The organism is Cellulomonas algicola, from assembly GCF_003851725.1.
Taxonomy (GTDB): domain Bacteria; phylum Actinomycetota; class Actinomycetes; order Actinomycetales; family Cellulomonadaceae; genus Cellulomonas; species Cellulomonas algicola.
This window is the reverse complement of record NZ_BHYL01000102.1, coordinates 1-18070: the sequence shown is the minus strand read 5'-3', so window position 1 is coordinate 18070 and position 18070 is coordinate 1. Positions and strand designations below refer to the sequence as shown.

Genomic DNA, 18070 nt, shown 5'->3' with positions numbered 1-18070 from the left:
CGTCGAGTCCCGCGGCGTACTCCTCACGCGCCTGCTGCTCCGCCGCACGTCGCGCCGCCTCGGCCTGCTCGCGCACCGCCGCGACCTCGTCGGCACCGCCCGGCTCGACGCCCGCGTGCCGGTCGCCGCCGCCGCGGTGCCCGTGCTCGATCGCGCCGCCGCGCCCCGAACCGGGCGCGGGTGGCTCGCCCGTCGGGTCGGTGTCGATCTCGATGATCGGGGTGCCGACGTCGACCGTCTGCCCGGGTTCCACGAGGATCGCCGAGACGACACCCGTCCACGGGCTGGGCAGGTCGACGAGCGACTTCGCCGTCTCGATCTCGACGATGGTCTGGTTGACCTCGACGGCGTCCCCGACCGCCACGTGCCACGCGACGATCTCGGCCTCGGTCAGGCCCTCGCCCGCGTCGGGCAGCGGGAACTGCTGGTAGGTCGGCACGTGCGGGTCCTCCTCGGACGGGGGCGGTCGGCGAGCGGGTCGGGTGAGCCCGCGCCGCCGCGTCAGGGGTGGCGACGCAGCGGCGCGGGCAGAGCCGTCAGAACGCGAGTGCGCGCTCGACGGCGTCCAGGACCCGGTCGAGACCGGGCAGGTAGTCGTGCTCGACCTTCGCGACCGGGTACGGCGCGTGGAACCCGCCGACGCGCAGCACCGGCGCCTGCAGGTGGTAGAAGCACTCCTCGGTGATGCGGGCCGCGACCTCGCCGCCCGTCCCGTACAGCACGGGGGCCTCGTGCACGACGACGCAGCGGCCGGTGCGGCGGACCGACTCGGCGACGGTCGCGGTGTCGAGCGGGGACAGCGCGCGCAGGTCGACGACCTCGACGCTCGTGCCCTCGGCGGCGGCGGCCTCGGCGGCCTTGAGCGCGGTCTGCACGGTCGGCCCGTACGCCACGACGGTGACGTCGGTGCCCGCGCGCACGATCCGCGCCTTGTCGAGCAGCGGGCCGTCGGCGGGCGCGTCCAGGTCGACGTCGCCCTTCTCCCAGTAGCGGCCCTTGGGCTCGAAGAAGATCACCGGGTCGGGCGACGTGATCGACTGCTGGATCATCCGGTACGCCTCGACCGGGCTGGACGGGCTGACGACGCGCAGGCCTGCGGTGTGCGCGAACAGGACCTCGGGCGACTCGGAGTGGTGCTCGACCGCGCCGATGCCCCCGCCGTACGGGATGCGGATGACGACGGGCAGCGTCAGGCGGCCCTGCGAGCGGTAGTGCATCTTCGACAGCTGCGTCGTGATCTGGTCGAACGCGGGGAAGACGAAGCCGTCGAACTGGATCTCGCACACCGGGCGGTAGCCACGCAGTGCCAGGCCGATCGCGGTGCCGACGATGCCGGACTCCGCGAGCGGCGTGTCGACGACGCGGTCCTCGCCGAAGTCCTTCTGCAGGCCGTCCGTCACGCGGAAGACGCCGCCGAGCTTGCCGATGTCCTCGCCCATGAGCAGCACGCGGGGGTCGTTCTCGAGCGCGCGTCGCAGGCCCAGGTTGATGGCCTTCGCGAACGTCAGACGCTGCGTGCCGCGGGTGCCGGCGTCCGCCGCGCGCACCTCGGTCGTGGTCGTGCTCACCGGTGGCTCCCTTCCCGCGACTGGCCGGCGTCCGTGAACGACGCCTCGTACCGCTCGAACCAGGCCCGCTCGCCCTCGACGACGGAGTGCGGCGTGGCGTAGACGTGCTCGAACATCGACGCCGACGACGGGCGTCCCATCGCCCGCACCTCGGTGCGGATGCGCTCGCCGAGCGCGTCGGCCTCGTCAGCGACCTGCTCGACGAACTCCGCCGACAGCTCACCGAGCTGCTCGAGGTGCAGCCGCAGGCGGTCGATCGGGTCGCGGCGGCGCCAGTACTCCTCCTCCGCGCTGGACCGGTAGCGCGTGGGGTCGTCCGACGTGGTGTGCGCGCCCATGCGGTAGGTGAACGCCTCGACGAACGTCGGGCCGCCGCCGGTGCGCGCGCGCTCGAGCGCCTGCTGCGTGACGGCGTAGGTCGCGAGGACGTCGTTGCCGTCGACGCGCACCGACGGGACACCGAACCCGGGTCCGCGGTCGGCGAGCGGCACGCGCGCCTGCTTGGTCGTCGGCTCGGAGATGGCCCACTGGTTGTTCTGGCAGAAGAACACGACGGGCGCGTTGTTCACGGCGGCGAAGACGAGCGCCTCGTTGACGTCGCCCTGCGACGTCGCGCCGTCGCCGAAGTAGACGACGACCGCCGCGTCCCGGTCCGGGTCGCCCGTGCCGACCAGGCCGTCGCGCTGCAGGCCCATCGCGTAGCCCGTCGCGTGCAGCGTGTGCGAGCCGATCACCAGCGTGTACAGGTGGAAGCCGTGGGCGACCGGGTCCCAGCCGCCGTGGTCGATGCCGCGGAACAGGCGCAGCACCTGCGCGAGGTCGACACCGCGGGCGTGCGCGACGCCGTGCTCGCGGTAGCTCGGGAAGACGTGGTCGCGCGGGCTCATCGCGTGCGCCGAGCCGATCTGCGCGGCCTCCTGACCGAGGCCCTGCGCGAAGAGGGCGAGCTCCCCCTGACGCTGCAGCGACGTCGCCTCGGTGTCGAAGCGGCGGACGAGCACCATGTCGCGGTACAGCGCGCGCAGGCCGTCGGCGTCAAGGTGCGCGACGCGGGCGTCGAGGTCGGGGTGCGGGACACGCTCACCCGTGGGAGTCAGCAGCTGGACGAGACCGTCGTCGGTCGGCGGGCTGGTCTGGCTCACGCGGTTCTCCTTCACGCCGGCGGCGGTGGCCGCTCGTGGTCGGGCAGTCCGGGTCGTTGGCTCGAACCTACGTCAGCGTAGGCTACGCATGCGTAGGTTGCCCGCGAACCCGACGAACAAGGCTCGTCCGGACGCGTTGTGGAACCCCTACAGACCCCCTCGGCGGTTTTCAGCCGGTCGCGTCCTCACAGAACCCCCCGTGACCAGCCGATGACAGGGGTGAGGCGGTGAGCGCCACCGCGGGAAGGGGCCCGACGATGCGCGACGACGAGACCGGCACGACCGGCGGCACCACCACGCCACCGGACTCCTCCCCCGCAGTCGCGGCCGCGCACGTCGTGTCCGAGCACGACGTGCGGCTCGCCCTGACCGCCCTCGAGCTCGAGGACCGAGCTCTCACCGTCCACCGCGCGACCGCCTTCCTGACGGCGCTCGGCGTGACGGTCACGCACGCACCGCTCCCAGCGACGCCCTGGTCGGGCGACCCCGCCGCCATGACCCCCACCGAGGCGGGCGCCCCGGCGTCCGACCACGTCGAACAGGACGTCACCCGCGCCGGACATGCCTCAGCTCCCACCGCCCGCGTGACCGTGCGCATCCCTGCCGGGGAGAGCGACGACGACTCGGTCGAGGGGGACATCGCGAACCTCATGGAGGTGCTCGCCCACCTCCAGGACCGCCTGCCCACGCCGACGCCCGAGGAGCTCCGGAGCCGGCCGCGCGTCGCCCTGCCGCACGCCCAGCCCGCCCGCCCGACCGTCCGCGCCTCGGTCCGCCGCCGCTCCATCGCCTGACGAGGTCGCCGTCCCGCCTGCTCGCCCTCATCCCGGGACCCGCTCGCTCGCCCTCACCTGCCCGGATCCCGCGCTCGCTCCTTCCCGACCGTCGTCCCACCTGCATGCCGTCTCGCCGACCGGCCCGTCGGCGTCGGGTGGCCTGCGACCCGGTGGCATGCTGGAGCCGTGAGCCGAGTCCCGCTGCGCAAGGCCCTCGCCGACCTCCCGCCGTACGTCCCCGGGGCTCGCGCCCCCGTCGGCGCGGCCGCGTACAAGCTGTCGTCGAACGAGAACCCGTACCCCCCGCTGCCGTCCGTCGTCGCGGCGATCGCGGACGCGGCCGTCGACGCCAACCGGTACCCGGACATGTACGCGACCGAGCTGGTCGAGGCGATCGCGACGTCGCTCGGCGTCGCCCCGGAGAACGTCGTCACGGGCTGCGGCTCGGTCGCGGCCCTCGGTCACGTGCTCACCGCGGTGTGCGAGGCGGGCGACGAGGTCGTCTTCCCGTGGCGGTCGTTCGAGGCGTACCCGATCGCGGTCTCGCTCGCCGGGGCGGAAGGCGTGCGCGTCCCCGTCGGTGCCGACGGGCGGCTCGACCTCGAGGCGATGGCGAAGGCCGTGACGCCGCGGACCAAGGCCGTGCTGGTCTGCACGCCGAACAACCCGACAGGCCCGGCGGTGCACGCCGACGAGCTCGCGGGCTTCCTCGCGGCCGTCCCGTCGCACGTCCTCGTGGTCGTCGACGAGGCGTACGTCGAGTTCGTCCGCGACGACCGTGCCGCCGACGGGCTCGCGGTGTTCGCGGAGCACCCCAACGTCGTCCTCCTGCGCACGTTCTCGAAGGCCTACGGCCTGGCCGGTCTGCGGGTCGGCTTCGCGGTGGCCCGCCCTCGCCTGGCGACGGGGATCCGCGCGGCGTCGACGCCGTTCGGCGTCTCGCACGTCGCGCAGCTCGCCGCGCTCGCGTCGCTGCGGGCCCGTGACGAGCTGCTGCACCGCGTCGACGCGATCGTCGCCGAGCGCACGCGCATGCTCGACGGGCTGCGTGCGCAGGGCTGGACGGTCCCCGACTCGCAGGCGAACTTCGTGTGGCTGCCCCTCGGCGACCACGCCTCGTCGTTCGCGGAGCGCTGCACGCGCGCGGGGGTGCTCGTCCGCCCGTTCGCGGGCGACGGCGTCCGCGTGAGCGTCGGCGAGCCCGAGGCGACGGACCTGTTCCTCGAGGTCGCGGCGGACGCCCACCGCCGCTGAGCGCCGCCCGGAGACGACGCGACCCTCGGTCCGGACCCACGGTGAGCGTCACGACGTCGTCGCGTACAGGGTCATCGACTCGACGCGCCACGTCCCCTCGTACCAGCTGAGCGTGGCGAGCATGTCGTACCGACCGCCGTCGATGACGCCGCCGACCGCCGCCCCGTCAGCGTCCACGAGCTGTGCGTCGTCCTCGACCAGCACTGCGGTGACCGCGTACCACGATCCCGGGACGGCTTCGGTCGTCGCCGGGTCGACGAGCGTCAGCCCACCGTCCACCTCGGTGATGCCGCTCGCGGCGAGCGTGACGACCCGTTCGGCGACCTCGACGCAGATGCCGCACGTGTCCGCGTACGTCCCCTCCAGCGCCGCGACGGAGCCCGTCGTCCGCGCGTGCGTCCAGAGGACGAGGACGTGCTCGACGGCCGCGAGGGCTCCGGTGCTGTCGCCGACGGCCATCGCGGCGGGCTGCTCCGGCGCGGGAGCCGCCCGGCCGGGCAGGACGCGTTCCGTCGATGACTCGCCGGACGTCGTCCGCTCAGGCCGCGCAGGTCGCCGCGACGCGTCACGGGTCGGCGCGTCGCGGGTCGGCGCGGCAGTCGCGACAAGCGCCGTCGACGCATCGGTGCTCGCGGTCGGCGCGGGTCCTGTGCATGCCGTCAACGCGGCTGTCGCCGCCAACACCACGGCGAGCCGCGTGGCGTGACGTCGCCCGGTGGCGCGTCCCGACCCGACGAGCCGCTCCGACAAGGCGCACGCGAGCGGGTGCCGATGGCAGGATCGACGCATGTCGTTCGTGGTGAGGGTGCTGATCAACGGCGTCGCGATCTGGCTCGCGACCCTCGTCCTGTCGGGCCTGACGATCGTCGGTGCCGACTCCAACCTCGAGCAGGTGGCGATCATCCTGCTCATCGCGCTCGTCTTCGGGATCGTCAACGCGGTGGTGAAGCCGATCGTCGCGTTCCTGTCGATCCCCCTGTACATCCTGACGCTCGGCCTGTTCACGCTGGTCGTGAACGCCCTGATGCTCATGCTCACCGCGTGGATCACGGAGCAGACGAGCTGGGGCCTGCGCATCGACAACTTCGGCACCGCCGTGCTGGGGGCGCTGATCATCTCCATCGTGAGCTTCGTCCTCTCGGTCATCGTCCCCGGCGACCGGGACTGACCCCTCGGCACCACGGACGCTGTGGTCGTCCCTCTGCCGAGGGCTGCGGTCTGCGGCGCCTGCGGCGCGGCCGGCCTCATCCGGACCTCCCCGGCGGCGCGGTCAGCGGGCCGCCCTGCGCCAGCCGGTCGGGGCGTGGCAGCCCGGTGAGCGGGTCGGTGGCGACGACGTCCGGGTCGCGCGTGGCGACGAACTGGAGGGTCGTCGCGGTGGTGCCCGGCGGTCCGAGCACCGTCTCCGCGGCTCGCGCGAAGTCGCGGAGCTGGGGGTCGTCGAGCTCGGCCTCGACGGCCTCGGTCAGGCGCACGTACCGGGCGACGCTGTGCGCCTCGACGAGGTTCCGGACCGCCGGTGCTCCCGCCTCCTGGGCGTCGCCCGTGACGACGCGGACGTTCCGCGACCCGCGGTCGGGCCGCCCGTCGCTCTGCGGCGCGATGTCCCCGCTGTCGCGGACGTGCAGCACCTGGACCCCCGCAGGCATCGGTCCGCGTGGGATGTCCGGCGACCCGACCGTCAGCACGGCGGCGATCCGGTAGGTCCCCGCGAGGGCCGTGGCCACACTGGTCGCGACCATCCCGCCCTGGCTGTGGCCCGCGAGCATCACGGGGTCGTCCTCCCGGATGCCCGCGAGCCGCATCGCCTCGATCACCGCCGGCGTCATCGACTCCGGCAGATCTGCCTCGAGCAGCGCGTCCGTCCCGGCGTCCATCGGGTTGACCCCGTTCAGCGAGGGCGACTGCGTCCCCGGGATCTCGACGACCCACGACACCGAACCGTCGGGCTTGACGAGCCGCTGGATCGAGACCGTGCCGTCCGGCGTCCCTGGCACCGCCGCCACCGACCCGTCGCGATAGCTGAGCGCGATGTTCGCGACGACCATGGCGAGGTCCCGGGGCACGGGGAGCTGCGCCGCACCCACGCGCGGCACGACGACCGTGGGGCTCGGCTCGGGCAGGAGCCACGCGAGCCGCCGGACGAGCATGGGCACCCGCAGGTCCGGTGGCACGCGTGAGGCCGTCGGCCCGAGGAGCGTGGTCGCGAGCCCGAGGGTCAACAGCTCGGCCCGCCCGTCGGCCACGAGCACGGCGGTGAGCCGCTGAAGGGCCCGCATGCGCTCGCGCACCACGTCGTCGGCGCGACCCGACGGCCACGCCCACGCAGCGCGCACGGCGGTGTCGAGCGCGACGGCACGCACCGCGACCGAGGCCACGCCGGCGGCGGCGACACCGAGCAGCGGACGGACCAGCGGCAGCGCAGGGAGCAGCGCGTCGAGCACCGGCTCGCCGCCGACGACGACGCGCATCAGCCGGTGCACCCCGGACTCGGCCGAGTCATAGGTGACGACCGCGGCACGGACGCGACGCCCCAGGGCTCGTGCCTCGTCCGCCCAGCGACGCGGCGACGCGGGCCCCTCCCGAACGGCGTGGAGCGCGGCGGACGCGGCCTTGCCCTCGGCAGTCAGGAGCGCGGGCCGAGCGGTGTCGACTGCGACCGCGAGCGCGCGGTCGGCGACGTCGAGGTGGTCGGCGACGCGGTCGAGCATCGTCCCCGCCCGGTGCATCTCCGCGGTGTCGACGACGTCGGGGCGCCCGCCTCCGACGATCGTCAGCCCGCCGTCGCTCACCAGGTACCACCCACGAGACCGCCCGCCGGTCCGGCCGTCGCCGCCGCGTCGGCGGTGTGTGCGGCCCGTTCGGCGACCTCGATCGCGTCGGCCGTGCGCCGCAGCCGGGCGTCGAGGTCGTCGAGCGCGTGCAGGTACCGGGTGACGGTCGGCGACCGCCACTCGACGCGACGCGCGGCGAGCACGAGCCGGCGCGCCTCGTCGACATGAAGGCGCGCCGTGCGGACGTGTGGTGCGATCGCGCTGGCCATGTCGGGGACGCTAGGAGCGGAGGACGAGGCCGCGTCGATCCTCGCTCGGCGCTGGTGGACGGGCGCGCTCAGGTCCGGGCTGTGGACGGCTCGATGCCACCACGCACGGCCGGACACCGACACCGACACAGGCACCGACCCGTTCCACCAGCACCGGACGTCCGCCGTCGACCCGCCGGAAGTCGCGCCGTCGACCCGCGACCCGCGACCCGCGACCCGCGACCCGCGACCCGCGACCCAGGCTCCGCCTCGTGCACGCGGAGCAACAAGCCACCGGCCCCGCGGGGCGACGCCCGTCCGGGGTGGACCACCGGGTTACCGTGCGCACGTGCCCCACCGCCTCCCCGCGCCGCTCGGCGTGCTCGCCGTCGTCGTCGGGTCGCTCCTGTTCGCGGTCAACGGCACGGTCGCGAAGCTCGCGATGCAGGCCGGCCTCAGCCCCACCCGGCTCGTCGAGATCCGGTGCGTCGGGTCGGCCGTCGTGCTCGTCGCGGCGGTCCTCGTCGTCGGCGCCCGTCGGCTGCGGCTGCGCGACCGGCGCGAGCTCGTGTCGCTCGCGGTTCTCGGCGTCGTCGGCGTCGCGCTCGTCCAGTGGCTCTACCTGACGGCGATCTCGCGGCTGCCCGTCGGCATCGCGCTGCTCATCGAGTACACCGCTCCCCTCCTCGTCGCCCTCTGGGCGCGGTTCGTGCTCAAGGAGGCCGTGCACCGTCGCGTGTGGTGGGCGCTCGTGGCGTGCCTCGGCGGGCTCGCGCTCGTCGCGCAGGTCGGCGAGGGCGTGGTGCTCGACGCGCTGGGACTGCTCGCCGCGGCCGGCGCCGCGGTGTCCCTCGCGGCCTACTACCTGCTCGGCGACAAGCTCCTCACGGCGCGCGACCCGCTGTCGACGCACGCGTGGACCATGGCGTTCGCGGCGCTGTTCTGGGTCGTCCTGCAGCCCGTGTGGACCTACCCGTACGGGATGCTCGACGACGCGGTCGACGTCCCCGGCACCGTCGCCCCGCCGCTGTGGCTGCTCGTCGTCTGGATCGTCGTCCTCGGCACCGTCGTGCCGTACCTGCTCTTCCTCGTCGGCATCCGGTCGCTCGGCCCCGCGCGCGCCGGGCTGCTCGGGATGGTCGAGCCCGTCGCCGCGTCGGCGTCCGCGTGGGTGTTCCTCGGCGAGGTCATGACGGTGGTGCAGCTCGTCGGCGGCGCCGTGGTCCTCGGCGGCGTCGTCCTCGCCGAGACCGCCCGCCAGCGCCGCCCCGCCGACGAGCCCGCGGGCGTCCTCCCGGACACCGTCGCCCCCTGACCACCTCCCGGTCGACGCGAGGTAGCACAAGCGCTACGGTGGTCCCGTGTCTTCCTCTGTCGGGCTTCGCGAGCTCCGCCAGAACGCGTCTGCGGTGCTGCGTCGGGTCGAGGCCGGCGAGCACATCGGGGTGACGGTGAGCGGACGCCGCGTGGCCGAGCTCGTGCCCGCCGCGGCAGCGAGCTGGCAGCGCGGCGACGCGGTCGCGGGTATCTGGACGGGCGCCGACTACGGTTCTCTCGAGCGGGACGCGTTCGACGACTCCTTCCGCGACCCCTTCGACGGCCGCGGCCCCGTCGCGTGAGGTACGTGCTCGACACCTCGGTGCTGATCTCCGAGGCGTTCACCTCGTCACCCGACGGCGAGTACGCGATCAGCGCGGTGACTCTCGCCGAGCTCCACTACGGCGTTCTCGTGGCCACCGACCACAGTCGACCCGAGCGGCTCCGTCGGCTGGCCGCCGTCGAGCGGACGTTCACCGCGCTCCCCGTCGACGCGACCGTCGCCGCGAGCTACGGTGCGATCGCGGCGGCGGTGCGTGCGGGCGGGCGGCAGCCCCGGGCCCGTCAGATGGACCTGCTGATCGCGGCGACGGCTCACGCGCACGACGCGGCGCTGCTCACCCACAACCTCGACGACTTCGTCGGGGTGCGTGAGCTCGTCGAGGTGCGGGAGCCCTAGCCCCACCGCGTGGTCCGGGCGAGCCGCACCAGCCTCGTCACCACTGCCAGCCCGATCCTCCGCCGTGCGACGACCGCAGTCCGGCGGACGCGCCGACGGACCGCGGGGCCGCTCTGGGATGATGGCGGCATGTCCTCCCCCGACGTCACCGCCCCGTCCGCGCGCGTCCGTCTGGCCGACGCGTCCCCCGCGATCGCGCTCGGCCCGCTGGACGGCCGGTACCGCGCGGCGGTCGCCCCGCTGGTGGACCACCTGTCGGAGGCGGCGCTCAACCGCGAGCGGGTGCACGTCGAGGTCGAGTGGCTGATCCACCTGACGCGGCACGAGGTGGTGCCGGGCGCGCCGACGCTGTCCGCGGCCGAGGAGCAGTACCTGCGCGACGTCGTGACGACGTTCGGCGCGGCGGAGGTCGCGGAGCTGGCGGAGATCGAGCGCGTCACGGTGCACGACGTGAAGGCGGTCGAGTACTTCCTCAAGAAGCGCCTGGCCGACGCGCCCGCGACGCTCGGCGACGACACGGTGCTGCCCGGCGCGAGCGAGCTCGTGCACTTCGGCTGCACCAGCGAGGACGTCAACAACCTGTCGTACGCGCTGATGGTGCGGGGTGCGGTGCAGGACGTGTGGCTCCCGGCGGCGACGGCGCTGACGGACGAGGTCGCGGCCCTCGCGCACGAGCACAAGGACCAGCCGCTGCTCGCGCTGACGCACGGTCAGCCGGCGACGCCGACGACGCTGGGCAAGGAGCTCGCGGTGCTGGCGCACCGGCTGCGGCGGCAGCTGCGGCGGATCGCGTCCGACGAGTTCCTCGGCAAGATCAACGGCGCGACGGGGACGTTCGGCGCGCACGTCGTCGCGGTGCCGGGCGCGAACTGGCCGGTCGTGAGCCGCACGTTCGTCGAGCACCTGGGCCTGACGTGGAACCCGCTGACGACGCAGATCGAGTCGCACGACTGGCAGGCGGAGCTCTACGCCGACGTCGCGCGGTTCAACCGGGTGCTGCACAACCTCGCGACGGACGTCTGGACGTACATCTCGCGCGGGGTCTTCATCCAGATCCCGGTGGCGGGTGCGACGGGCTCGTCGACCATGCCGCACAAGGTGAACCCGATCCGGTTCGAGAACGCGGAGGCGAACCTGGAGCTCTCGTCGGCGCTGCTGGACACGCTCGCGTCGACGCTGGTCACGAGCCGGCTGCAGCGCGACCTGACCGACTCGACGACGCAGCGCAACATCGGCCCGGCGTTCGGGCACTCGCTGCTCGCGATCGACAACGTGCGCCGCGGCCTGCGGGCGCTCGACGTGGACGCGGACCTGCTCGCGCGCGAGCTCGACGAGAACTGGGAGGTGCTCGGCGAGCCGGTGCAGTCCGCGATGCGTGCGGCGTCCGTCGCGGGGGTGACCGGCATGGAGAACCCGTACGAGCGGCTCAAGGAGCTGACGCGCGGGCGCCGGCTGACGGCGGACGACATGCGCGAGTTCATCGGCGGCCTGGGGCTGCCCGACGACGTCGCGGCACGCCTGCAGGCGCTGTCGCCCGCGTCGTACACGGGGCTCGCGTCGGAGCTGGTCGCGTACCTCGACCACTGACCGGCTCGCGCTCCTCGCGCGGTCGGCTCCTCGGGTCGAGACGCGCGTCGTCCGTGGCGTCGGGACGAAGGTCCCGGACGGCGGGGCGGTGCGCGGACGATCGTCGTCCCTGGCGCGCCCCGAGGCTGGTCCGAGCCGAACGAGTGAATCGGACAGTTCGGGTAAATCGATCTCGTTGCGCCGTTCGCGCTACAGTTCGACGCGTCGTCGGCGAGAGCGCTTCCAGCAAAGCCGCAGGTCCATGCGTCCGTAACGTTTCGACCGATTCTCACCGTGCTCTCATCTGGTCGAACCGCTTCGATCGGGAACGCTCTCATCGCTCCTGACCTGCGGAAGCACACCGGTGGCACACGGACGGGTGACGCGATCTGGACAGGTGCCCGTGAAGGGCTGCACAATCGTGCACCGATCCGTCCTGTTCCTCCGGTTCCTCCCTCTTCCCGGCAAGGATGCCCACCGTGACCCTCATGCAGAAGGCGATCACACCAGCGCTCACCCGCGCGATCCTGACCGCGGGGCACGACCGTGTGGCCGGCTACGTGGTGCGCGCCGAGGACGTCGGCTTCGCGACCACCCCGGCACAGCTCTTCGAGGTGCACGGCCTCGGGTACGAGGGCTCGCCCTTCAGCCCCTGGGACCGGTCGATCGACATCCTGCGGTTCGAGTCCTCGCCGCAGCTCCAGTACCGCGACGTCCCCGGCTACATCCTCCCGCTGTGGTGGCTCCGGCACTCCCGCATCCCCCCGGGCGCCGAGCTCATCCGCGTCTACGAGGACGGCACCGCGACGCTGCTCGCCCGCTACGGCGACGTCGGCACCGGGTGGACCGTCACGCAGCTCGGCGCCCGGCGTCCGGCCCTGGCATCGCTCTCACGCTGCGTCGGACCCGTCGCCAAGTGGCACGGCGCGTACCTCGAGGCGGACGTCGTCGACGGCGGCCACACCGTGGTCCTCGCGCTCGCCAACCCGCCGCTCGCCGAGACCGGCTTCCACCAGGCGCCTTCGGGACGCTGGTACCGCCGGGTCGCCCGTGAGGACGTCACCGAGCTGTTCGAGCTCGACCTGACGGCCCGCTGGAACGGCCTGTCCGTCCGCGTCGTCGACCAGTGGCAGGACGCGCAGCGCTACGTCGTCGCGCGCATCTCGCACCTCGGCGACGACATCGAGCGCGCCGAGCGCCTGCACCTCGAGCGCGTCGAGGCCGGTGTGTACGAGGGAATCGTCTACGCCGCCGAGCTCACCGACATCCAGACCAACCAGGTCGTCCCGCACACCTGGGCCCCCGGGCCCGCCGCGCAGCGGCACCAGGTGGCGTACTGACGACCGCACGGACCGAGGGAGCGGCGATCCCCCCGCTGTGATCCCTCTCGAACGCGTGCCGGGCCTGGCCCTCCCCCCCGTCCAGGCCCGGCACGCACCATGTCCGGGGTGTGCACCTCGCTGACACGTGTGGGTCCGCCCGCACCGACGCCCCTGGTACGGACGGCCGGAGGGTCAGCGGGCCGCCGCGCCCACGGTCCTGGCCACCGGGCCGGCGCCCGTCCCCACGACCGTCGGGACCTCGATCGCCGCCAGCTCCGCGAGCGCCGCCGCGTACGCGACCGCGTCACCGGCCCGCGCCGCCTCCCGTGCGCGGACGGTCGGGGCGTGCAGCGTGGACCGGGTGCGCCGGCGCAGCGACCGCTCGGCCCGCTCGTCGCGGGCGTCCTCCGGCAGGGCGGCCAGTGCGGCCTCGAGCCCGCCGAGCACGCGCGTGCGCTGCGCGACGACCGCCGGGTTCCACTCGCGCACACGCTGGTCGGCCTCGTAGGCGTCCGCCGCGGACACGACGATCTGCCGCGCGGACTCGACGGCCGCGTGCTCCGCGGGGGCGTGCTCCGCGACGGTGTGCAGCGTGACGAGCCGGACGCCGGGCAGGTGCCGGACGCCGGGGTCGACGTCGTGCCGCAGGGCGAGGTCGACGACGGTGAGCGGACGGGCGTCGACGTGCGCGCGCGCGGCGGCGAGCGCGTCCACCTGCAGGACCGCACCCGCGGCTCCGCTGCACGCGACGACGAGGTCGACGCCGCCGAGCTCGGCGGCCAGGTCCGCACCGGCGGGCAGTGCCCGGACGCCGCGGGCCGACGCGAACTGCCCCGCCCGGCCGCTCGGCGAGTAGACGCGGACGTCGGTGCACCCCCGGGCCTTGAGCGCGGCGAGCGTCGCGCCGGCGTAGGAGCCGGTCCCGACGAGCACGCACGAGACCTCGGACCACGGCACGAGCCCGCGCTCGGCGATGTCGAGGGCGACACCGACGACGGAGCGCCCGGCGGCGCCGAGCCCGGTCTCGGACTCGACGGCACGGGACACGCGTGACGCGGCCTGGAAGAGGGACTCGAGAGCGGACGTCGTGGTGCCGTCGCGACGCGCGGTCGTCAGGGCGCGGCGGACCTGCCCGGCGATCTCGCGCTCGCCGACGACCATCGACTCGAGCCCGCTCGCGACGGCGAACAGGTGCTCGCCCGCCGCGGTGCCGGTGAGGGGGCGCAGGTGCGTGAGGACCTCGTCGGGGTCGTACCCGGAGCGCGTGGCGACGGCCTGCGACGCCGCGGCCAGGGCGGCGGGCGTCTGGTCGACGTCGCCGACCTCCAGGTACAGCTCGAACCGGTTGCACGTCGCGAGAACGACGGCACCGGTGACGGGGGTGGACGCGCGCACGAGCTCGCGACCCACGGCGTGCACGTCCGACGAGAGACGCTCCAGCACGGCGAGGTCGAGGTCGTGGTGACTGGCGACCAGGGACAGCAGCACCACGTCCCCGATTCAATCATCCCGACATTTGTCGGGCACAATCGAGGGGTGCCTCTTCCCGTCACACATCCCCTCGCCGACGGCCGCACCGCGCATTCTCCGCTGGTGCGCGCGTATTCCGGCGAGCGGCCCTCGCGGCGCCCCGTCTGGTTCATGCGCCAGGCGGGTCGGTCGCTGCCCGAGTACCGCGCGCTGCGGGCCGGGACGGCGATGCTCGACGCGTGCCTCGACCCGGAGATGGCGAGCGAGATCACGCTGCAGCCGGTGCGGCGGCACGACGTGGACGCGGCGATCTTCTTCTCGGACATCGTGGTGCCGCTGCGGCTCGCGGGCGTCGACGTGGAGATCAAGCCGGGCGTCGGTCCGGTGATGGGCGCACCGGTGCGCACGGCGGCGGACGTCGCGGCGCTGCGCGACCTCGGCCCGCTCACGCCCGAGCGTCTGGCACCGGTGACCGAGGGTGTCGCACGCACGGTCGCGGGCCTGGGGAGCACGCCGCTGATCGGCTTCGCGGGTGCGCCGTTCACGCTCGCCGCGTACCTCGTCGAGGGCGGCCCGTCGCGCGACCACCTGGCTGCCCGGACGCTCATGCACGCGGACCCGGAGACGTGGACGGCCCTGACGTCCTGGACGGCCGAGGTGACGGGCGCGTTCCTGCGGGCGCAGGTGCTCGCGGGCGCCAGCGCGGCCCAGCTCTTCGACTCGTGGGCGGGCTCGCTGAGTCTCGCCGACTACACCGCGCACGTCGCGCCCGCGTCGGCGCACGCGCTCTCCGCGATCGCCGACCTCGACGTCCGCCGCGTGCACTTCGGCACCGGCACGAGCGAGCTGCTGGTCGCGATGCGCGACGTCGGCGCGGACGTCGTCGGCGTCGACCACCGGCTGCCGCTCGACGAGGCGAACCGCCGCCTGGGCGGGCGCACGCCCCTGCAGGGCAACATCGACCCCGCGCTCCTCGGGGCGCCGTGGCCCGTGCTCGAGGCGCACGTGCGCGACGTCGTCGCGCGCGGCCAGCAGGCGCCCGGGCACGTCGTGAACCTGGGCCACGGCGTCCCGCCGGACACCGACCCCGAGGTCCTGACCCGCCTGGTCGGGCTCGTCCACTCGCTGTGACCACGGGCGGCCCGACCTGGGACGCGGTCGTCGTCGGCGGCGGCGTCGCGGGGCTGGTGGCCGCACGCGAGCTGGCCGCGGCCGGGCTGCGCACGGTCGTCCTCGACGCCGACACCGAGCCCGGCGGCGCCGTCCGCGGGCACACCGTCGCGGGTCTGCGGCTCGACGCGGGTGCGGAGTCCTTCGCGACGCGCGGCGGGACGGTCGCGGCCTACCTCGACGACCTCGGGCTGGCCGGCCGCGTGTGCCTGCCCGCGTCGCACGGGTCGTGGGTGCACCTGCCGTCGGGCGACGGCCCGCTGCCCCGGACCGGGCTGCTCGGGATCCCGTCGGAGCCGTTCGCGGCCGACGTCCGCCGCACGATCGGCCTGGTCGGAGCGCTGCGGGCGTCGCTCGACCGCGTCCTGCCCGCCCGGGTCGGGGCGTCGGCGTCGTCGCTCGGCGCACTCGTCCGGGCACGGCTGGGGGTGCGCGTCCTGGACCGGCTCGTGCGTCCCGTCGTCGCGGGCGTGCACGCGTCCGACCCCGACGACCTCGACGTCGGCGCGGTGTCGCCCGGGCTGCCCGCCGCGCTGCGCGAGTCGCGCTCCCTGACGCGGGCCGTGCGGACCCTGCGCGCGGCGGCGCCCGCCGGGTCGGCGGTGCAGGGCCTCGAGGGCGGGCTGCACGTGCTGGTCGACACGCTCGTCGCCGACCTCCGGGCGCAGGGCGCCGAGGTCCGGACCGGCGCGCGCGCGCGTCGCCTGCGGGCGCTCACCGGGGTCGCCGCGGACGGGCCCGACGGGCAGCCGTACGACGTCGAGCTCGACGACGGCACGACGCTGCGCAGCCGCCGCGTGGTGCTCGCCTCACCGGCGGCCGCCGACCTGCTCGCCGAGCACTCACCGGGCGCGGCGCTGCCGCCGCTCGACGCGGGCGCCGTGGTCACCCTGGTCACGCTCGTGGTGGACGCCCCGGCGCTCCGCGCCGCGCCGCGCGGCACGGGCGTGCTGGTGGCGCGCGAGGCGTCGGACGTCACCGCGAAGGCGCTCACGCACGCGACCGCGAAGTGGCCGTGGCTCGCGCGGACCGTCCCGGCCGGGCGGCACGTGGTGCGCCTGTCGTACGGGCGGGCGGGCGACGTCGACCGGGTCCCCGACGACGAGGACGCGCTCGTCGACCTGGCTCTGCGGGACGCCTCGGTGCTGCTCGGGGTCGGCCTGGACCGCTCGGTGCTGGCCGGCAGCGCGGTCGTGCGCTGGACGCAGGCGCTGCCCCGGCCGAGCGCGGCGCACCGGGAGGCCGTCGCGCAGGTCCGCGCGGCGGCCGCGGCGCTGCCCGGCGTGGCGGTGTGCGGGGCGTGGACCGCGGGCAACGGTCTCGCGTCGGTCATCCCGGACGCGCGGGCGGCCGCGACGGCACTCGTCACCTGACGCGGATCGGCTCGGGCCTGACCCCGCTCGCGCGCAGCGGTGAGGATTACCTCACATTTCCCGAGACGCTTTTCTGACAAGTTGTCGTCACCCGCGGGAAATCGTGACGCACGACATTCTGGAGGCTCGGGGAATCGGCGGGACGACGCATTTTCTGACAGCCTGTCAGTTCGATGTCACACCGTTCACGTGAGCATTACCACGAACCACGCTCACGCTTCGACACCGGCCACCGGGGCGAGGGACACTGGGCGGCATGCCCCAGCACGTCCGCATCGGCACGCGCGCGAGCACGCTCGCGCTGACCCAGACGGGCCACGTGGCCGACGCCCTCGCCGCGCACGGCGACCTCGACGTCGAGACCGTGCGCGTCCGCACCGACGGTGACCGCCTCACCGGCTCGCTCGCCACGCTCGGCGGCACCGGCGTGTTCGTCACCGCGCTGCGCGACGCGCTGCTCGACGGACGCTGCGACGTCGCCGTGCACTCCCTCAAGGACCTGCCGACCGGCGACGCCGACGGGCTCGTCATCGCGGCGGTGCCGGTGCGGGAGGACCCCCGCGACGCCCTCTGCGCACGCGACGGCCTCACGCTCGCCGGGCTGCCGGACGGCGCGCGGGTCGGCACCGGCTCGCCGCGCCGCGCCGCCCAGCTGCTGCGCGCCCGTCCCGACCTCGACGTCGTGGACATCCGCGGCAACGTCGACACCCGGCTCGGCCGCGTCGCCGGGTCGGCCACCGGTCCCGGAGACCTCGACGCGGTCGTCCTCGCGCGTGCGGGTCTGGCCCGCATCGGGCGGCTGGAGGCCGTCACCGAGCTGTTCGACGCCGACGTGATGCTCCCCGCACCGGGGCAGGGCGCGCTCGCCGTCGAGACCCGCGCGACCGGCCTGACGACCGACCTCGCGACGCCGCTGGCCGGCGCGCTCGCCGCCCTCGACCACCGTCCGACGCGGGTCGCGGTGCTCGCCGAGCGTGCGCTGCTCGCCCGGCTCGAGGCGGGGTGCGCAGCCCCGGTCGGCGCGCTCGCGACGCTCGACGGCGACGCGCTCACGCTCGAGGCGGTCGTCGTCCGCACCGACGGCAGCGCGGCCCTCCGGCAGCGCCGCAGCACGACGCTCGGCGGCACGCCCGCCGAGGACGCCCTCGCGGCCCGTGCGCTCGGCGCGACGGTCGCCGACGACCTCCTCGCGATCGGCGCCGCCGACCTCGCCGACCTCGGGCACGCACGATGACCGCCCGGCAGCCTCCCGTCGACGGCACCGTGAGCACGGCGGGCACCTCTGCCCGCACCGCGAGCACGGGGAGCGGCGCCGCCGGCTACGCACACCGCTCGGTCCCGGCCGCGGCCGGCCCGCTGGCGGGGTGGCGCGTCCTGGTCCCGCGGCCCGCCGCGGGCGTGAGCCCGGCTG

Annotated in this window: 19 protein-coding genes; 12 read left to right on the top strand and 7 right to left on the bottom strand. The window is 74.8% G+C overall.

Going from position 1 to position 18070, the window contains the following annotated elements; genetic code table 11:
* The 3 genes from CTKZ_RS07875 to pdhA form a co-directional block, all read right to left on the bottom strand.
* A partial coding sequence (locus CTKZ_RS07875; RefSeq protein ID WP_307720291.1) for a biotin/lipoyl-containing protein occupies positions 1-439 on the bottom strand: 439 nt, incomplete at its 3' end.
* A gap of 97 nt (positions 440-536) precedes the next feature.
* The gene (locus CTKZ_RS07870; RefSeq protein WP_235843397.1) at positions 537-1568 is read right to left on the bottom strand and encodes an alpha-ketoacid dehydrogenase subunit beta; all 1032 of its coding nucleotides are present in this window, start codon (positions 1566-1568) and stop codon (positions 537-539) included.
* On the bottom strand, positions 1565-2725 hold the full coding sequence (gene pdhA / locus CTKZ_RS07865; protein WP_124342433.1) for a pyruvate dehydrogenase (acetyl-transferring) E1 component subunit alpha: 1161 nt from the start codon (positions 2723-2725) through the stop codon (positions 1565-1567). Before pdhA ends, CTKZ_RS07870 begins: the two co-directional genes overlap by 4 nt.
* Before the next feature lie 242 nt (positions 2726-2967).
* On the opposite strand from pdhA, the gene CTKZ_RS07860 reads away from it, so the two are divergent.
* Together CTKZ_RS07860 and hisC are read left to right on the top strand one after the other, a co-directional pair.
* Positions 2968-3504, top strand: a complete 537-nt coding sequence (locus CTKZ_RS07860; RefSeq protein WP_124342432.1) for a hypothetical protein — start codon at positions 2968-2970, stop codon at positions 3502-3504.
* Between the two features lie 168 nt (positions 3505-3672).
* Positions 3673-4740 carry a histidinol-phosphate transaminase gene (gene hisC / locus CTKZ_RS07855; protein WP_124342431.1) on the top strand — a complete coding sequence of 356 codons (1068 nt, stop codon included), beginning with the start codon at positions 3673-3675 and terminating at the stop codon, positions 4738-4740.
* Positions 4741-4788: 48 nt separating this feature from the next.
* Here the strand turns inward: hisC and CTKZ_RS22595 are convergent, their stop codons facing one another.
* A complete protein-coding gene (locus CTKZ_RS22595) occupies positions 4789-5529 on the bottom strand; it encodes a DUF6318 family protein (protein ID WP_225916126.1) in 741 nt (246 codons plus the stop codon).
* On the opposite strand from CTKZ_RS22595, the gene CTKZ_RS07845 reads away from it, so the two are divergent.
* Positions 5528-5908, top strand: coding sequence for a phage holin family protein (locus CTKZ_RS07845; protein ID WP_124342429.1), 381 nt, complete (start codon positions 5528-5530; stop codon positions 5906-5908). The genes CTKZ_RS22595 and CTKZ_RS07845 overlap by 2 nt on opposite strands.
* A 76-nt stretch (positions 5909-5984) precedes the next feature.
* Here CTKZ_RS07845 and CTKZ_RS07840 read toward each other — a convergent pair whose 3' ends face one another.
* Together CTKZ_RS07840 and CTKZ_RS07835 are read right to left on the bottom strand one after the other, a co-directional pair.
* Positions 5985-7532, bottom strand: coding sequence for a lipase family protein (locus CTKZ_RS07840; protein ID WP_124342428.1), 1548 nt, complete (start codon positions 7530-7532; stop codon positions 5985-5987).
* Positions 7529-7783, bottom strand: a complete 255-nt coding sequence (locus CTKZ_RS07835; protein ID WP_124342427.1) for a hypothetical protein — start codon at positions 7781-7783, stop codon at positions 7529-7531. The genes CTKZ_RS07840 and CTKZ_RS07835 overlap by 4 nt, the downstream gene beginning before the upstream one ends.
* A gap of 328 nt (positions 7784-8111) precedes the next feature.
* Between CTKZ_RS07835 and CTKZ_RS07830 the strand changes: the two genes are divergently transcribed.
* From CTKZ_RS07830 to CTKZ_RS07810, 5 genes are all read left to right on the top strand, one after another.
* On the top strand, positions 8112-9077 hold the full coding sequence (locus CTKZ_RS07830) for an EamA family transporter (protein WP_200829674.1): 966 nt from the start codon (positions 8112-8114) through the stop codon (positions 9075-9077).
* A 46-nt stretch (positions 9078-9123) separates the two neighbouring features.
* A complete protein-coding gene (locus tag CTKZ_RS07825; RefSeq protein WP_124342425.1) occupies positions 9124-9381 on the top strand; it encodes a type II toxin-antitoxin system Phd/YefM family antitoxin in 258 nt (85 codons plus the stop codon).
* Between the two features lie 5 nt (positions 9382-9386).
* Positions 9387-9758: a PIN domain-containing protein gene (locus CTKZ_RS07820; RefSeq protein ID WP_235843395.1), complete on the top strand. Its 372-nt coding sequence runs from the start codon at positions 9387-9389 to the stop codon at positions 9756-9758.
* 129 nt (positions 9759-9887) lie between these two features.
* Complete coding sequence (gene purB, locus CTKZ_RS07815; protein WP_124342423.1) at positions 9888-11345, top strand: adenylosuccinate lyase; 1458 nt, start codon at positions 9888-9890, stop codon at positions 11343-11345.
* 467 nt (positions 11346-11812) lie between these two features.
* Entirely contained in the window at positions 11813-12664 is an 852-nt protein-coding gene (locus tag CTKZ_RS07810; RefSeq protein WP_210728402.1) for a UCP033725 family protein, read from the top strand.
* 174 nt (positions 12665-12838) lie between these two features.
* Here CTKZ_RS07810 and CTKZ_RS07805 read toward each other — a convergent pair whose 3' ends face one another.
* On the bottom strand, positions 12839-14137 hold the full coding sequence (locus CTKZ_RS07805) for a glutamyl-tRNA reductase (protein WP_200829673.1): 1299 nt from the start codon (positions 14135-14137) through the stop codon (positions 12839-12841).
* A 45-nt stretch (positions 14138-14182) separates the two neighbouring features.
* Here CTKZ_RS07805 and hemE point away from each other — a divergent pair, with 45 nt between their 5' ends.
* The 4 genes from hemE to CTKZ_RS22180 all read left to right on the top strand — a co-directional run.
* Positions 14183-15247, top strand: coding sequence for a uroporphyrinogen decarboxylase (hemE, locus tag CTKZ_RS07800; protein ID WP_124342421.1), 1065 nt, complete (start codon positions 14183-14185; stop codon positions 15245-15247).
* Complete coding sequence (gene hemG, locus CTKZ_RS07795) at positions 15244-16659, top strand: protoporphyrinogen oxidase (RefSeq protein ID WP_124342420.1); 1416 nt, start codon at positions 15244-15246, stop codon at positions 16657-16659. The genes hemE and hemG overlap by 4 nt, the downstream gene beginning before the upstream one ends.
* A 256-nt stretch (positions 16660-16915) precedes the next feature.
* Complete coding sequence (gene hemC / locus CTKZ_RS07790) at positions 16916-17893, top strand: hydroxymethylbilane synthase (protein WP_124342419.1); 978 nt, start codon at positions 16916-16918, stop codon at positions 17891-17893.
* Positions 17890-18070 (top strand): hypothetical protein (locus tag CTKZ_RS22180; protein ID WP_210766391.1); only part of this gene is annotated, 181 nt, incomplete at its 3' end. The genes hemC and CTKZ_RS22180, both read left to right, overlap by 4 nt.